General features: G+C 60.5%; 11 protein-coding genes. 5 read left to right on the forward strand and 6 right to left on the reverse strand.

The features are described from left to right. Positions 1 to 51 precede the first annotated feature (51 nt). On the forward strand, positions 52 to 1,299 hold the full coding sequence (hpnI, locus tag WCA10_RS25560; RefSeq protein WP_472825383.1) for a bacteriohopanetetrol glucosamine biosynthesis glycosyltransferase HpnI: 1,248 nt from the start codon (positions 52 to 54) through the stop codon (positions 1,297 to 1,299). A 97-nt stretch (positions 1,300 to 1,396) separates the two neighbouring features. On the opposite strand, the gene WCA10_RS25565 is transcribed toward hpnI, so the two are convergent. From WCA10_RS25565 to WCA10_RS25585, 5 genes are all read right to left on the reverse strand, one after another. Beyond that, the gene (locus tag WCA10_RS25565) at positions 1,397 to 1,639 is read right to left on the reverse strand and encodes a hypothetical protein (protein WP_472825503.1); all 243 of its coding nucleotides are present in this window, start codon (positions 1,637 to 1,639) and stop codon (positions 1,397 to 1,399) included. Then, positions 1,525 to 3,789 carry an ABC transporter permease gene (locus WCA10_RS25570; protein ID WP_472825384.1) on the reverse strand — a complete coding sequence of 755 codons (2,265 nt, stop codon included), beginning with the start codon at positions 3,787 to 3,789 and terminating at the stop codon, positions 1,525 to 1,527. Before WCA10_RS25570 ends, WCA10_RS25565 begins: the two co-directional genes overlap by 115 nt. After that, the gene (locus tag WCA10_RS25575; protein ID WP_472825385.1) at positions 3,701 to 4,126 is read right to left on the reverse strand and encodes a permease prefix domain 1-containing protein; all 426 of its coding nucleotides are present in this window, start codon (positions 4,124 to 4,126) and stop codon (positions 3,701 to 3,703) included. Before WCA10_RS25575 ends, WCA10_RS25570 begins: the two co-directional genes overlap by 89 nt. Before the next feature lie 84 nt (positions 4,127 to 4,210). Further along, positions 4,211 to 7,042 (reverse strand): ADOP family duplicated permease, encoded by a 2,832-nt coding sequence (locus WCA10_RS25580; RefSeq protein ID WP_472825386.1) that lies wholly within the window; start codon positions 7,040 to 7,042, stop codon positions 4,211 to 4,213. A gap of 2 nt (positions 7,043 to 7,044) precedes the next feature. Next, positions 7,045 to 7,374 (reverse strand): PadR family transcriptional regulator, encoded by a 330-nt coding sequence (locus tag WCA10_RS25585; protein WP_472825504.1) that lies wholly within the window; start codon positions 7,372 to 7,374, stop codon positions 7,045 to 7,047. A 312-nt stretch (positions 7,375 to 7,686) separates the two neighbouring features. On the opposite strand from WCA10_RS25585, the gene WCA10_RS25590 reads away from it, so the two are divergent. The 4 genes from WCA10_RS25590 (at position 7,687) to WCA10_RS25605 (ending at position 10,376) form a co-directional block, all read left to right on the forward strand. Then, a complete protein-coding gene (locus tag WCA10_RS25590) occupies positions 7,687 to 8,268 on the forward strand; it encodes a DinB family protein (protein ID WP_472825387.1) in 582 nt (193 codons plus the stop codon). Positions 8,269 to 8,361: 93 nt separating this feature from the next. Beyond that, positions 8,362 to 9,126 carry a helix-turn-helix domain-containing protein gene (locus WCA10_RS25595; protein ID WP_472825388.1) on the forward strand — a complete coding sequence of 255 codons (765 nt, stop codon included), beginning with the start codon at positions 8,362 to 8,364 and terminating at the stop codon, positions 9,124 to 9,126. 214 nt (positions 9,127 to 9,340) lie between these two features. Continuing rightward, entirely contained in the window at positions 9,341 to 9,688 is a 348-nt protein-coding gene (locus WCA10_RS25600; RefSeq protein WP_472825389.1) for a YciI family protein, read from the forward strand. 61 nt (positions 9,689 to 9,749) lie between these two features. Next, positions 9,750 to 10,376 (forward strand): NAD(P)-dependent oxidoreductase, encoded by a 627-nt coding sequence (locus tag WCA10_RS25605; RefSeq protein ID WP_472825390.1) that lies wholly within the window; start codon positions 9,750 to 9,752, stop codon positions 10,374 to 10,376. A 21-nt stretch (positions 10,377 to 10,397) separates the two neighbouring features. Here WCA10_RS25605 and WCA10_RS25610 read toward each other — a convergent pair whose 3' ends face one another. After that, positions 10,398 to 12,830 (reverse strand): ABC transporter permease, encoded by a 2,433-nt coding sequence (locus tag WCA10_RS25610; protein ID WP_472825391.1) that lies wholly within the window; start codon positions 12,828 to 12,830, stop codon positions 10,398 to 10,400. Positions 12,831 to 12,948 lie beyond the last annotated feature (118 nt).

Consider the following 12,948-nt stretch of genomic DNA (forward strand, 5'->3'; position numbering starts at 1 on the left):
AGTTCGTAGTTCTGAGTTCAGCGTGCCGAGGGCAGCAGCAGCAAATCAACTGTGAACTACGAACTCGGAACTCTAAACTCGCTTGGAACTGGCTTCCGCTACACTAACCGTGTGAACACGCACATCCTTGCTCTGGCCGTTCAAACATTGACTACGGTGCTGGCCGTTGCAGGGATCGGATACTTTCTCTTCGCCATCGTCGCTGCCCGCGTGTACATCGCGGCACGCCGCGCACCACTCCCGCCCTTGAATCCGGGCGTGTCGATCCTCAAATCGCTCAAGGGCCTCGACCCCGGCATGCTCGATGCGTTCCGCTCGCACTGCCTCCAGACCTACACAGGCGGATACGAGATTCTTTTTGGCGTCTCGTCACTCGACGATCCCGCGGTGGATGGTGTGCGGCAATTGCAGAGTGAATTCCCCGAGCGCGCCATCCGCCTCATCGAGTGTCCGGCACGCCTCGGAACCAACGGCAAGGTCAGTACGATCGCCCAGCTCGCGCCGCAGGCGCGCTGCGAATATCTCCTCGTCAATGATTCCGACATTACTGTACGCCCGCGCTACCTTGAGCGCGTGATGGCTCATTTCGCGCCGGTGACGCCGCAGCCATACGCGCAGCCGCCCAAACCCGTCGGACTCGTCACGGCGCTCTATCGCGGCCGCGCACACGGCACGCTCGGCTCGCGGCTCGAGTCGCTCGGCATTGCCACTGACTTCATGCCCAGCGTCCTGGTTGCCCGCATGATCGAGGGCGGCCTGCGCTACGGCCTCGGTTCCACGCTCGCCGTGAGCCGCGAGGCTCTCGAGAGGATCGGCGGGTTCGAAGCACTCGTCAATTATCTCGCCGACGACTATGAGTTAGGCGAACGTATCTACAAAGCGGGCTATCGCGTAGCCCTTTCTGCCGAAGTTGTCGAAACCAGCGTGCCCGCCTACGCCTGGCGTGGCTTCTGCGATCACCAGCTTCGTTGGCTGCGCACGGTGCGCGATGCACGTCCCGGCGGCTACGCAGGCTTGCTGTTCACGCAGGGATTCACTCTTGCCGTCGTCAACGTCATCGCCAGCGGCATAAGCCCACTCAGCCTGTGGCTGCTGGCGCTTTGTTTTTTCCTCCGCATCTCGCTGGCCATGACGGTGGGTGCCGAAGTTCTCGGCGATCACCAGGTGCTGCCCAGCCTTCTCCTGCTGCCCCTCCGCGACCTTGTCGCCACCGGCTTGTGGATCGCAGGCTTAGCCGGCAACACCATCGTGTGGCGCGACGAGCGCTTTACCGTGAGGGGCGGCAAATTAAGCACCTGAGATGCCGTTCAGAGTCCGTAGTTCTTAGTTCAAACGCGAATGGAAGTTTCGGCGCACACAGCAACTGTGAACTCTGAACTAAAAACTCTGAACTGCTTCACTCATAGCGCAGCGCGACCAGCGGATCGACCTTGACTGCTTTCAGTGCGGGTCCAAGACTCGCCGTCAGAGATACCGTAACGAGAAATACGGTGATGGCGAAAAACGTGAACGGATCGTAGAAACTCACGCCATAGAGAAAGTCAATGGATCCGGGGAAAGCCAGCGTCCGATGCAATACCAGCGAGAGCGCCGTACCTCCTGCGAGGCCCGCAACCATGCCGACAACAACAGGCCGCAGCCCTTCGACGCCGATGGCGCGGAGAATGCGCCTGGCGTCGCGCCCAGTGCGATGCGCACGCCGATCTCCCGGGTTCGCTGGCTCACTACGTAGGCCATCACGCCATAGATTCCGATGCCCGCCAGCGAAAGCGCCAGCAACGCGAGAATGGCTGCAAGCATGGCCAGGGCGCGGGCCAGCGTTCTTTGCGGATTCAGCAGCATCGTCTGCACATTCCACAAAGAAATACTGGGCAGAATATCACTGTCGAACGAGCGTAGCCGGCTCCAAACGGCTGCAAGCGCGGTCTGCTGATCGCCGCGAACGCTGAAGAAGATGGGATAGATCGACGCCGGATCCGTGGCCAGATAAACATGCGATGGATCGATCCGCGTGAGATTTGTGAATCGTACATCCCGGGCAATACCGATGACTTCAAACTCGGTCAGCTTGCCGTCGAAGTGCAAATCAAGCTGAAAGTGCTTGCCCAGCGGATCCACATTCGGCCAGAACAGCCGCGCCGTGGAAGCACTGATGACGGCAACGTGCGCGCCGGTGATTGATTCCTGCGGCGTGAAATTCCGGCCGCGCAGTAGCGCGATTCCCAGCGTGTTTAGGTAGTTGTCTGAAGCATAGCTCGCCAGCGTGCGCGCCTCGCTCGATCCTTCGAGTACGTCGCGATTCTTCACGAAGATCGGCGGCGTCCACGTGCCCATCATCGGCCCCGTGCCGTAGGAAACGCTCGCTACCTCGGGCACAGTCTTGAGCCAGTCAGCCATGCGATGAAGCGCGACCGCGGCCTTGACAGGGTCGTCTCCGTAGTCGGCGCGCAGCAGGTAGACGCGATGCGTTTCAAATCCCGGCTCCGCCGCCTGCGAACGTAGCAGTCCGCGAATCAGCAGGCCTGCGCTGCTGAGCAGCAACATGGAGATCGCGACCTGGCCGCCGATCAGCAAGCCGCGAAGTCGCGAGCGCGAGACACCACGACCGAATGAAGTGTTCTCATCCTTGAGGGAGGTATTCAGGTCGGGCCGGGTGAATTGCAACGCCGGTGAGAGCCCGAAGATGAACCCTGTCGCGAGCGACAGGCCAAGCGCATAGATCAGGACGCGTCCGTCGGGACTGAGATTCAGGCTGAGAACAAAGTCGCTTCCAAGCTGACGCACGAGTATCTGGTTGAGCGCAACCCACAGGAGCTTGCTGGCAGCGGCCGCAAGGCCAAGTCCCACAACGCCACCACCAAGGGCGAGCAACATGCTTTCAGTTAACAGGTGGCGCACCACGCGCGCACGGCTAGCTCCCAGCGCGAGGCGGACGCTGATCTCCTTTTGCCGCGCAGCGCCGCGTGCAACCAGCATGTTGGTTATGTTGGCGCAGGCTACCAGCAGAACCATGGCGAAGATCACCATCATGGCGCCGACGCCGGCCTGAAAGCGGATGTCATTGGTGTTTCCAAAAAAAGCGGTGCGCTCCAACGCAACAGACAAGGTCCGATCGCGCATCGTGTAGCCTGCGTCAAACTGCCTCACCAGCGCATCCGTCTCGGCTTGTGCCTGCGCGGCAGCAACACCGGGATCGAGCCGCGCCAGCACTTGAAATTCAAAGTCGGTGGCCTTGTGCAGCCAGTCCTGGCCGGGAACAAGTTGCTGCTGCATCGAAACCGGCGCCCAGAGATCAGGAACCTGCGGGTTGAGACTCGTGCCAGTAAACGCGCGCGGCGTAACGCCGATAATGGTGAAGGCAGCGTTGCCAATTCTCACCATGCTGCCCAGCACGCGAGGATCGCCGCGAAATTGCCGCAGCCAGTATGCGTAGCTCAGCACGACAACCGGATCGCCACCAGGTGCTGGATCTTTCTCCGCTGCGAATACGCGGCCGATTTCCGCGTTGATTCCGAGTGCCCCGAAGTAGTTACCTGAGACGATCTGCGCTTGCGCAGGCTCCCATTGGCTGGTGCCGGTGGACTCGTCGCCCGGCGCAGCAACAAGAACCTTCACCAGCGAGCTGGTAGCAATCACGCTCTGAAATACGTTCTGCCGGTCGCGAAGGCTGCTGTATTCCGGGTACGAAAACGCGTACTGGTTATCCGATGAAACCGCTCTGGAGCGTCCGGCGCATCCTGACCACGCTGCCTGCATCGGCGACCGGAAGTGGTTTGAGCGCCACCGCATTGTAAGCCGTGAACAAGGTTGTATTGACGCCCACCCCGAGTGCGATGGTGGCGATGGCGATAAACGTGAATCCCGGGCTGCGTGCCAGAGCACGGCCGGCGTGGCGAAGATCCTGCAAAGTGTGTTCGATCCAAATCAACGTTCGCGCGTCGCGATGCGCCTGCTTCGCCTGCTCAACGCCGCCATACGCGCGATGCGCAGCCATCCGCGCCTCTTCCGGCGACATGCCGCGGCGTTCGAATTCATCCCCGAGCAAAGCCAGGTGCGACGCGACCTCGCGGGCCAGCTCTGCTTCCGCCTTGCTGTTGCGAAAGAGATTCCGGAAACCGGCAACCATTCGTCTCCACTGCGCCATCGTCACAACGCCCCCACGAAATTTCTATCTATCGATTTTGTTGCGCGAATCACTGAAGAGCTCTGCCTACTCTTCGCGAAGCGCGACCATGGGGTCGACCCGCATCGCACGGCGAGCGGGGATTGCACAAGCGGCAAAGGCCACAAGCAGCATCAATATTGAAACGGCCGCGAACGTTGCCGGATCGTTGGGCCGCACGCCATACAGCATGCTCGCCATCAGCCGTGTCACAGCCATTGACGCTCCGATGCCGATGATCGCGCCCACCAGCGCGAGCACCAGTCCCTGCCGCACCACAAGCCGCATCAGGTTGGTTCTCTGCGCGCCGAGAGCCATGCGAATGCCTAGTTCGCGCGTGCGCCGCGCCACTTCATACGAAAGCAATCCGTACAGCCCGATGCACGCCAGCACGAGCGCGAGGATCGCGAAGAAGCTCGATAGGCGCGACATCAGCCGTTCCTTGAAGAGCGTTTGCTCAATCTGCTGCATCTGCGTGCGCACGTCGAAAAGCGGCAGGTTGATGTCGGCCGCGGCAACGGCCCCTCGTACCTGCTTCACCAGCGCCGTGGGATCGCCGGTCGTGCGCAGCTCAAAATGCGCGCTGTTGCCCACCAGCGGCTCGAACATCGTAGGCTGGATCTCGCTTTGCGGGCTCTCGTAGCGTGTGTCGCCAACCACTCCGATAATTCGGTAGCCCGGTTGCGGCGTCTTTGCAGGCTCATCTCCCTGCGAGTTGCCGAAGTGCCTTCCCATCGGATCCTGGTTTGGAAAAAACTTCGCGACAAACGCATGGTTGACGACAACCGGCACAGCCACTCCCTGCGTTGCCGGCAGTGCGGAACTCGCAGCCGCCGCTGCATTCGCTTTCGCTGCGGCCCGCGCCTCCCTGACTTTTTCTGCGTCGGCAAAGTCCTGCGCGGTGAACGATCGGCCGGCCAGCATGGGAATCCGCATCATCCTAAAGAAATCCGCTCCCACTGAGAGCACCTGTGCTTCCACGTTCGATTTCGGCGGCGCGCCATCGAGATGGATATCGGTGCTCGACCAGCTCCGGCTCAGGAGCGCGCTCTCTGAATAGCTCGCCGAGACGACTCCGGGCAAAGCCGCGAATCGTTCCTGCAATTGCCGGTAAAGCTGCGAGGTCTGTTGGTCGTTGTAGCCCGCAAGGTTGGGATTGATGCCGAACAGAAGAATGTTTTGCGTGTCGAATCCAGGATCGATCGACTGCAACTTCTGCAATGTCCGCACCAGCAATCCCGCGCCGACCAGAACCACGATCGAGAGCGCGACCTGCGCGACCACCAGCGCATCTCCCAGGCGAAGACGTTTGCCAGCTTGCGGTGCTGCGCCGGAACTCGACGAGGCGTTTTCACGGAGGGACGGCGTGAGGTCGCCTCGCAATCCGCGCAGCACCGGGGCCAGGCCGCACAGCAGTCCTGTGGCAAGCGTCAGGCCCGCCGTAAACGACAGCACGCGCCAGTCGGGAGTAGTGGTGTACGCGAAAGGCTCGTTCGCCCCGTTCGACACAAACTTCGTGATCGCCTCAACAGCCCATACGGCAAACAGCACTCCCAGTGAGCCACCTGCGAACGATAGCAACAGGCTCTCGGCCAGCAGCTGGCGTGCGATACGCGAACGTCCAGCACCAAGCGCCTGGCGCAAGGCGAGTTCCTTCTGCCGCCTTGTTGACCGCGCGAGGATCAGGCCCGCCACACTCGCGCACGCAACCAAGAGAATCAACCCAACCGCGATCATGATCAGCGTAAGCATGGGTGCAATCTGGCTGCTCTCTCCATCCAGCGCTTCCTGCGCAGGTAGCGCCCGGATCCTCGGCGCATCCGCTTCCTTGAAAACAGGCTTCGCTCCGTGCATCGTTTCCACACGGAACAGCGTTGTGAGTTCCGCTTGCGCCTGCGCCATCGAAACGCCGGGCTTCAGCCGGCCGGCGATCAACACCCACCAAGTGCCCGGATCGGCGAGCCGGTTCTCGTTATCCCACCACTCGCTCCGCACAAGTCGGGCAAGGGACAGCGGCATGAAGAAGTCCTGATGTTTGCCGGGTGTCAGGCTTTTGAAGGCGGGTCTGGCGATCCCAACGACCGTGGCATCGACGCTGTTGAGCCGCACCACGCGTCCGACCACGGATGCATCGCCGCCGAAGGCGCGCTGCCAGTAGCCATAATCCAGAACGATCGCCGGCGACGCGGATTGTGAATCATCGGCGGGCCCCAGCGTTCGCCCCAGGAAGGCGCTTTGCCCAATAGTTTGAAAATAATCTCCGCTGACAAAGAGACCGCGGGTCATGTTTGCCGGCCCGTTGCCGCTGAAGTTTACCTCGATCGGGCCCGCGAACGCGGCAATCTCTGCCAGCGTGCGCGCGTTGCTGCGCAACGCCTGAAAGAACGGCACAGAGAAGGAGCAGTCCTGCCTGCAGTCGCCGTAGCTGCTCCTGCTTTCAATCTTCGCTTTATTCTGCGCGCTCCACTCCAGGATCACGAGATGTTGCGGATCTGCGGCGGGCAGCGAACGCAGCAGTACTGCGTCAATCTCGATGAAGATCGCGGAATTGGCGCCTATGCCGAGCGCCAGCGTCAGGATGGCGACGGCAGCGAAGCCCGGCGATTTTGCCAGTACCCGCAGCGCATAACGAAGGTCCTGCGCGGCTTGCTCGGCCCAGAGAAAGGACCGCTCGTCGCGATGGGCCTGCTTCGCCTGCTCAACGCCGCCGTAGGAACGTTTCGCCGCAAGCCGCGCATCTTCCGGCGACATGCCGCGACGCTCGAAGTCCTCCGCAAGCAAATCCAGGTGTGACGCAACCTCGCGCGCAAGCTCCTGCTCCACGCGGTTGTTGCGGAACAGGCTGCGGAATCTGGCGAGGAGTCTTCGCAGGCGAGCCATGGCTACAGTTCCTCCGCAAGAAGCTTTTCCACCACGCCCGCCATCTGCCGCCAGCGCGCTGTCTCTTCGTCGAGCGCTTTCATGCCGGCCTTGGTGATGGTGTAGTACTTCGCTTCGCGGTTATTTTCAGTTTTGCCCCAGGATCCGCGCGTCCAGCCATGCTGTTCGAGCCGCACCAGCGCCGGATAGATAGTGCCCTGGTTCAGATTCAGCTGGTCGCCTGAAACCTGCTCGAGTCGGCTAGCAATGCCATACGCATGCAGCGGGCCCATGGTGGCGAGAGTGCGCAGGATCATCAAGTCGAGGGTGCCTTGCAGGATTGGTAACGTCATCTTCTTCACTTGGCATCCAAGTAGACGACGTATTGTACTTGAATGTCAAGTGGAAGCTTTGATTTTATGGCGAGTTGCAGCCTGCGTGGGATTTCGCTGAATCGCGCGGCGTGCGACTTCGGATCGACGCAGGAAAAGGTGCGCCGCTCATCCGGTTGCACGACCGCCTTGGCAGGGCTATTCTGCATTCCGCAACAGATTCACATAATCTCGCTTTCTTCCGGGACATTGGTCTGCTAGATTTGCCTTCACGCGGCCTGAGCTTTTTATCCCTCCAATCTCGAATGAAGCGGCCGCGCAAGGAGAGATCGAATGCACATCCCCTCACGAATTGCCACCCGCCTGCTGCTCTGTTGCGCCGTGGCCGCTGCTCCCGCCTTTGCTTTCGCCCAGGCAGCCCCTGCCAAGCCCGCAGTCGGCGCACAAATGACTCCCGCAGCTACCTACGGAAAGCTGCTCAGCGGCATGGAGAAGGAATTTGTCGACGCCGCCGAGGCCATGCCGGAAGACAAATTCAACTTCGCTCCGCCGACGACCATGGGAGACTTCAAAGGCGTGCGCAGCTTCGGCGCGCAGGTAAAGCACGTAGCCCAAGCCAACTGGTACTTCTTCGGCGGCGATATGTCCGAGGCTGACGGGAAGGCGAAGTCGGATGCAATTGAGAAGCTAACCAGCAAAGCCGATATTGTGCAGGCGCTCAAGGATTCCTTCAAACAGGCGCACACCTACATCGGCGGCATTACCAACGAAAATGCGTTTGTGATGACGGCGCACGGCACGCGCGGCGGCATGGCTGCCTTCGGCATTGCCCACATGATGGATCACTACGGCCAGATGGTTGAATATTTGCGCATGAACGGCATCGTTCCCCCGGCCAGCCGCGGCAGCATGTAAATCTGCAACTGTGAATCTCTGAACCTTCGCGGGGCGACGGCGCATCTTGCATTCAATATGAAAGATGTCGCCTCGCCCGTGCGGAAATCACCAATGCGCACCGCCACGCTCGCGCCAAGCGAGAGACTTCGCCCTTACATACAGCGTTTTCTCATTGTCGAGTACACTTCCGGTTGGTCCAACACGTTGCTCCCCGGTCCTGGGATGGTTGCCGCATTCCGGTTCAAAGGCAATTGCCTCGTCAACGATTCTAAGGTTCCCAATGCACTGGTAACCGGCCTTTGGGATAGAACCCGCACCCTGACCCACGCCGGCAGTTGCGCCAATGTGCTCGCCATGTTCACCCCGACCGGCGCGGCCGCGCTCCTGCGCGAACCCCTTGAGCATCTCTTCAACCTGACAATGCCCCTGGATTCCCAGGCGCGGCGCTCGCAACTGTCCCTTGTTGAAGAACAGCTCTACGAATCTTCACACCACCCGCAGCGTGTAAAAGTCGTCGAAGGCTTTCTCCTTGAGCAACTGCGCAGACGCACGCCCGATCTGCTGGTTGCCGCTGCTGTCCAGAGCATCCGCGCAACGCGAGGCTCGCTCCGTATCGATCGCCTCGCCCGCCACATGGGCCTGAGCCAGAGTACGCTCGAGCGTCGCTTCTGCCGCGAAGTCGGTACGTCCCCCAAGAAGTTTGCAGCCCTTGTGCGCCTCCGCCACGTGGTGCAGCTGCGCCGCGCGGGCGTCAGCCTCACTGGCATTGCGCATGCCGCCGGATATGCCGACCAGCCTCATTTCATTAAGGATTTCAAGCGCTTCACTGGGCAGGCACCGGAGTCCTTCTTCGCGACAGCCACCGCCTTCTGTTAAGCAATTGCGGACGATTCCCAAGGCGCCGAATTTGTACAATTCGGCGGCGGCCCTCAGCGCATAGCCTGACAACCTGAGAGGCATATCCGTGCTCGATCGCTACGCAACCCGGATGCACATGCCAAGGCGCGCATTCATTTGTGCGACGGTGTTCGCAGCCGCGGCTGCCTGCATGCCGGCGCAAAGTCCATCCGACACAAATCCAGGAGAACCTATGAAGACGTTTGTCATCATCTTTCGACAGAGCCCGCCATCCCCGACGCCCGAAGAGCGTCAGCGCATCACCGCAGACGTGGTGGAGTGGGCACAGCGCATCAATTCCGAAGGCCATGAACTCGACCCGCGCATCCTTGCACCCGAAGGGTCTGTACGCGGCGAGCACGGAAGCGCATCGCTTCCTGCGAACGAATGGCCGGTTACGGCACTTCTGTTTCTTCAGGCGCACGACCTCGAAGAAGCTGCACGCATCGCGCAATCCCATCCCGCGCTACGGAATCGCGCCGTGGTTGAGGTGCGTCCGTGGAGCCCGCCCGTGCGGCCCGCAAAACAATCCTCGAAGTGATAAGGGTTGCTCTGACGCGCATTGCGATACAAGACTCAATCACCTGGGAGATCACAAAAAAATGAATTTGCTTGTTCTCGGAGCGACTGGCGGGATCGGAATTGAGATTGTTCGTCAGTCCATAACGCGCGGCCATGCGGTAACGGCATTCATCCGCAGACCTGAGCGCCTCAGGCCTTTCGACGGCCGCATCTCCATCGCCACCGGAGACATGCTGAATGCATCGGAACTTGCGCGCGCCATGCGAGGTCAAGATGCCGTGTTATCTGCGTTTGGTCCGCGGGTACCCATCGCGAGCACCGACGCCCATCTTCTGCGCCACTTCGCAGCATCCCTCACCAATGCCATGAACGAGGCCAACGTTCGCCGCGCCATCGTGGTGTCAACGGCCTTCCTGTTCAAGGACGCCCTGCTGCCGCCGGCCTATCTGTTCGGTCGTTTGTTTTTTCCCAGCGTCGTCACGGACGCCACCGGCATGGAAGCCATGTTGTGCGCCAGCGGTCTCGATATCGCGATTGTCCGGCCGCCGCAGTTGACTGACAAACCACACACCGGAAAGTTCCGCGTGCGCGAGGGACACCTGCCCGCCTTCGGGTTCTCCATCCCGCGCGCAGATGTGGCCGACTTTATGATCTCGACGGCCGAAAATGGTGCATTCGCAAAATCCGTCGTCGGCGTCTCAAGCTAAGGTCGCCCTCGCGATATCGGCTTACTGCTCGCGAATTGCGGAAACCGGATTGACCCGCATCGCGCGGTGCGCCGGCAGATAGCATGCCAGCAGTGCCATCGCCCCCAGCAGCGCAACCACAGCGATCACTGTCGACGGGTCCGTTGCGCTGATGCCGTACAGCATTCCATCGATGAAGCGTGTCAATCCGAACGCAAGCGCCAGTCCCAGCGCCAGACCCGCAATCGTCAGCCGCACTCCCTGCATCAACACCAGCCGCAGCACATCGGCCCGCGACGCACCAAGCGCCACGCGAATTCCAATTTCATGCGTGCGCAGTTGCGTGCGATACGCCACTACGCCGTAGATTCCCGTCGCCGCCAGCACCAGCGCAATCATGGCGAACATGCCTGCGAACGTACTCTGCATCACCGCAAACATGCTCGACATCTGCGCGGTCTCGCGCATGGTACGGACATCAAACACCGGCAGCCGCTCGTCGACCTCGTGGATCGCCTGCTCCACAGCCGGAGCCAAATCCGCGGGATTACCCCTCGTCTTCACCTGCACGGTCAGTTCGGGTTCAGACTCCTGGAAATAGCTCAGGTAGATCATGGGTTCAGGCAGCTCGTTCATCAGATTGTGCTTCGAGTTCCGCACCAGACCCACGACCGTGGACAGTTGGCCCCAGATCTTCAGCCTTTTCCCCAGCGGATCCTGCCCTGGCCAATACCGGTTCGCTGCTGTTTGATCCACAACCACCACACGGGGCGCTGTCTCATTGTCGTCCATTGTGAAATCGCGCCCCTCGAGAATCGGTATGCCGAGGGTCTCGAAATACCTCGTCGTCACTTCAGCCCTGCGCAGTTCCAGAGACTCATGGGGACGCGGGACATATCCTTCGGGATATGCATCCACTGTTTTGCGGTTGAAGTTAAATGGAACCCAGTCCGTCAGCGATGCAACCGTCACCCCCGGCACTGCTGACACGCGATCGAGAATCTTGTGCCGGATCACGCGCACTTCTTCATCCGAATAGCCCGCTATGTTCAAGCCGACGGAAGCGGTGAGGATATGGTCCTGCTCAAACCCGGGATTGGCGGAGCTGATGTTTCTGAGCGTATGCAGAAAAAGTCCGGAAGTCACCAGCAGCGCCAGTGAAAGAGCAATCTGCGCCACCACCAGGCCGCTGAGCAAACGGCGATTGTGCGATCCGCCTGATACACTGGCCGACTCTTCCTTCAGCGCCTCGGCAGCCGGCACCCGCGACGAACGGAGTGCGGGAAACGCTCCGCAGATAGCGCTCGCCAATAGTGAAAGCAGCACAATGACAATCACCACATCGTGATCCACCGTGCCGTTGAGGACAACAGGATTTGCGTTTGGCGGAATGAATCGCGCAAAGCTTTTCGCCGTCCACGCCGTCAGCAGCAACGCCAGCGCTCCGCCGGCACACGACACAAAGAATCCCTCCAGCACCATCTGCCGTACCAGTTGAATCCGTCCCGCGCCCAGCGATTGCCGTATCGCGATCTCGCGGCGGCGCGCGACAAAGCGTACCAGCGCCAGCGTGGCCACGTTGGCGCACGTCAGCAGCAGCACCACCCCGGCAATTGCCAGCAGAATCGGCAGTGTTGTGGCCATATAGACGTTGGCGCCAAACGGTGACCGCCACATCGGATCCAGAGTAATGGTGTTCACGCCCAGGTGATCGTTCGGATACGCGGCAACGATCCGCTGCATAATGGTTTGCAGATCCTGCGTTGCTCGATCCCGGCTTACTCCCGGCTGCAACCGTCCAAGTACGTTCAGCCATGTCGCGCTTCGATGCGTCATGCGCCACGCATTTGAGCCGATCGGATTCAGCGTTGCCCACAAATCTTCACGGATGCCGGGCATCGCTCCGATGAACCCCTCCGGCGCCACGCCGATCACAGTTACGGGATGCCGCGCGATCTCTAACGTCTTGCCCACAATCGCCGGGTCTCCTGCATACCGTGTCTTCCACAACGAGTAACTCAATACCACGTAGGGAACGGCATCGGGGCGCGTCTCTTCTTCCGGCAGGAAGAAGCGTCCTAGGATTGGATGGATGCCCAGCAGGTCAAAGAAGTTCGAAGTGACGTTGCCAACGTAAATCCGCTCCGGCGTCGTTCCGCCCGTCAGCGTGAGCCAGTCGTGGTTATACCCGAGGATGCCGACAAAGCTGCGATTCTGCTCCCGAAGGTCTCGGTAGTCGGGATACGAAAGCGGCGGCGAAGGCGAAATATTCCATTGCCCGCGCATCACGCTTACCAGCGCGCCGGTATCCCGCGCCCCGGGGATGGGATGCAGCATCGTGCCATCGATCCAGCTAAAGACCGTACTGTTCGCACAGATGGCCAGCGCCAGCATTAACCCTGCAGTAATTGTGAATCCAGGACTCTTGCGCAGTTGCCGCAAGGCAAAGCGTACATCCTGGAGCAGTCCACTCATGGACGCCTCCTCAAGGAATCTTTGCTCTTGGGGAATTAGAGTACTGCTGGAAGCGGCTGCATGCAGTGCGCCAAAGCACGCTGCAAAGCAACTAGCTTATCTTCTGCTATTTAAAACG

It is taken from the genome of Occallatibacter sp., from assembly GCF_049582745.1.
In the GTDB taxonomy this organism is placed as follows: Bacteria; Acidobacteriota; Terriglobia; order Terriglobales; family Acidobacteriaceae; genus Telmatobacter.

What these genes read in the sequence shown, in the direction of transcription:
- WCA10_RS25600 (WP_472825389.1), top strand. Translation starts at nt 9,341, where the DNA reads ATGAAGACGTTTGTCATCATCTTTCGACAGAGCCCGCCATCCCCGACG.
- WCA10_RS25590 (WP_472825387.1), top strand. Translation starts at nt 7,687, where the DNA reads ATGCACATCCCCTCACGAATTGCCACCCGCCTGCTGCTCTGTTGCGCC.
- WCA10_RS25610 (WP_472825391.1), bottom strand. Translation starts at nt 12,830, where the DNA reads ATGAGTGGACTGCTCCAGGATGTACGCTTTGCCTTGCGGCAACTGCGC.
- WCA10_RS25585 (WP_472825504.1), bottom strand. Translation starts at nt 7,374, where the DNA reads ATGACGTTACCAATCCTGCAAGGCACCCTCGACTTGATGATCCTGCGC.
- WCA10_RS25580 (WP_472825386.1), bottom strand. Translation starts at nt 7,042, where the DNA reads ATGGCTCGCCTGCGAAGACTCCTCGCCAGATTCCGCAGCCTGTTCCGC.
- WCA10_RS25605 (WP_472825390.1), top strand. Translation starts at nt 9,750, where the DNA reads ATGAATTTGCTTGTTCTCGGAGCGACTGGCGGGATCGGAATTGAGATT.
- WCA10_RS25570 (WP_472825384.1), bottom strand. Translation starts at nt 3,789, where the DNA reads ATGCGGTGGCGCTCAAACCACTTCCGGTCGCCGATGCAGGCAGCGTGG.
- WCA10_RS25595 (WP_472825388.1), top strand. Translation starts at nt 8,362, where the DNA reads ATGCGCACCGCCACGCTCGCGCCAAGCGAGAGACTTCGCCCTTACATA.
- WCA10_RS25575 (WP_472825385.1), bottom strand. Translation starts at nt 4,126, where the DNA reads ATGGTTGCCGGTTTCCGGAATCTCTTTCGCAACAGCAAGGCGGAAGCA.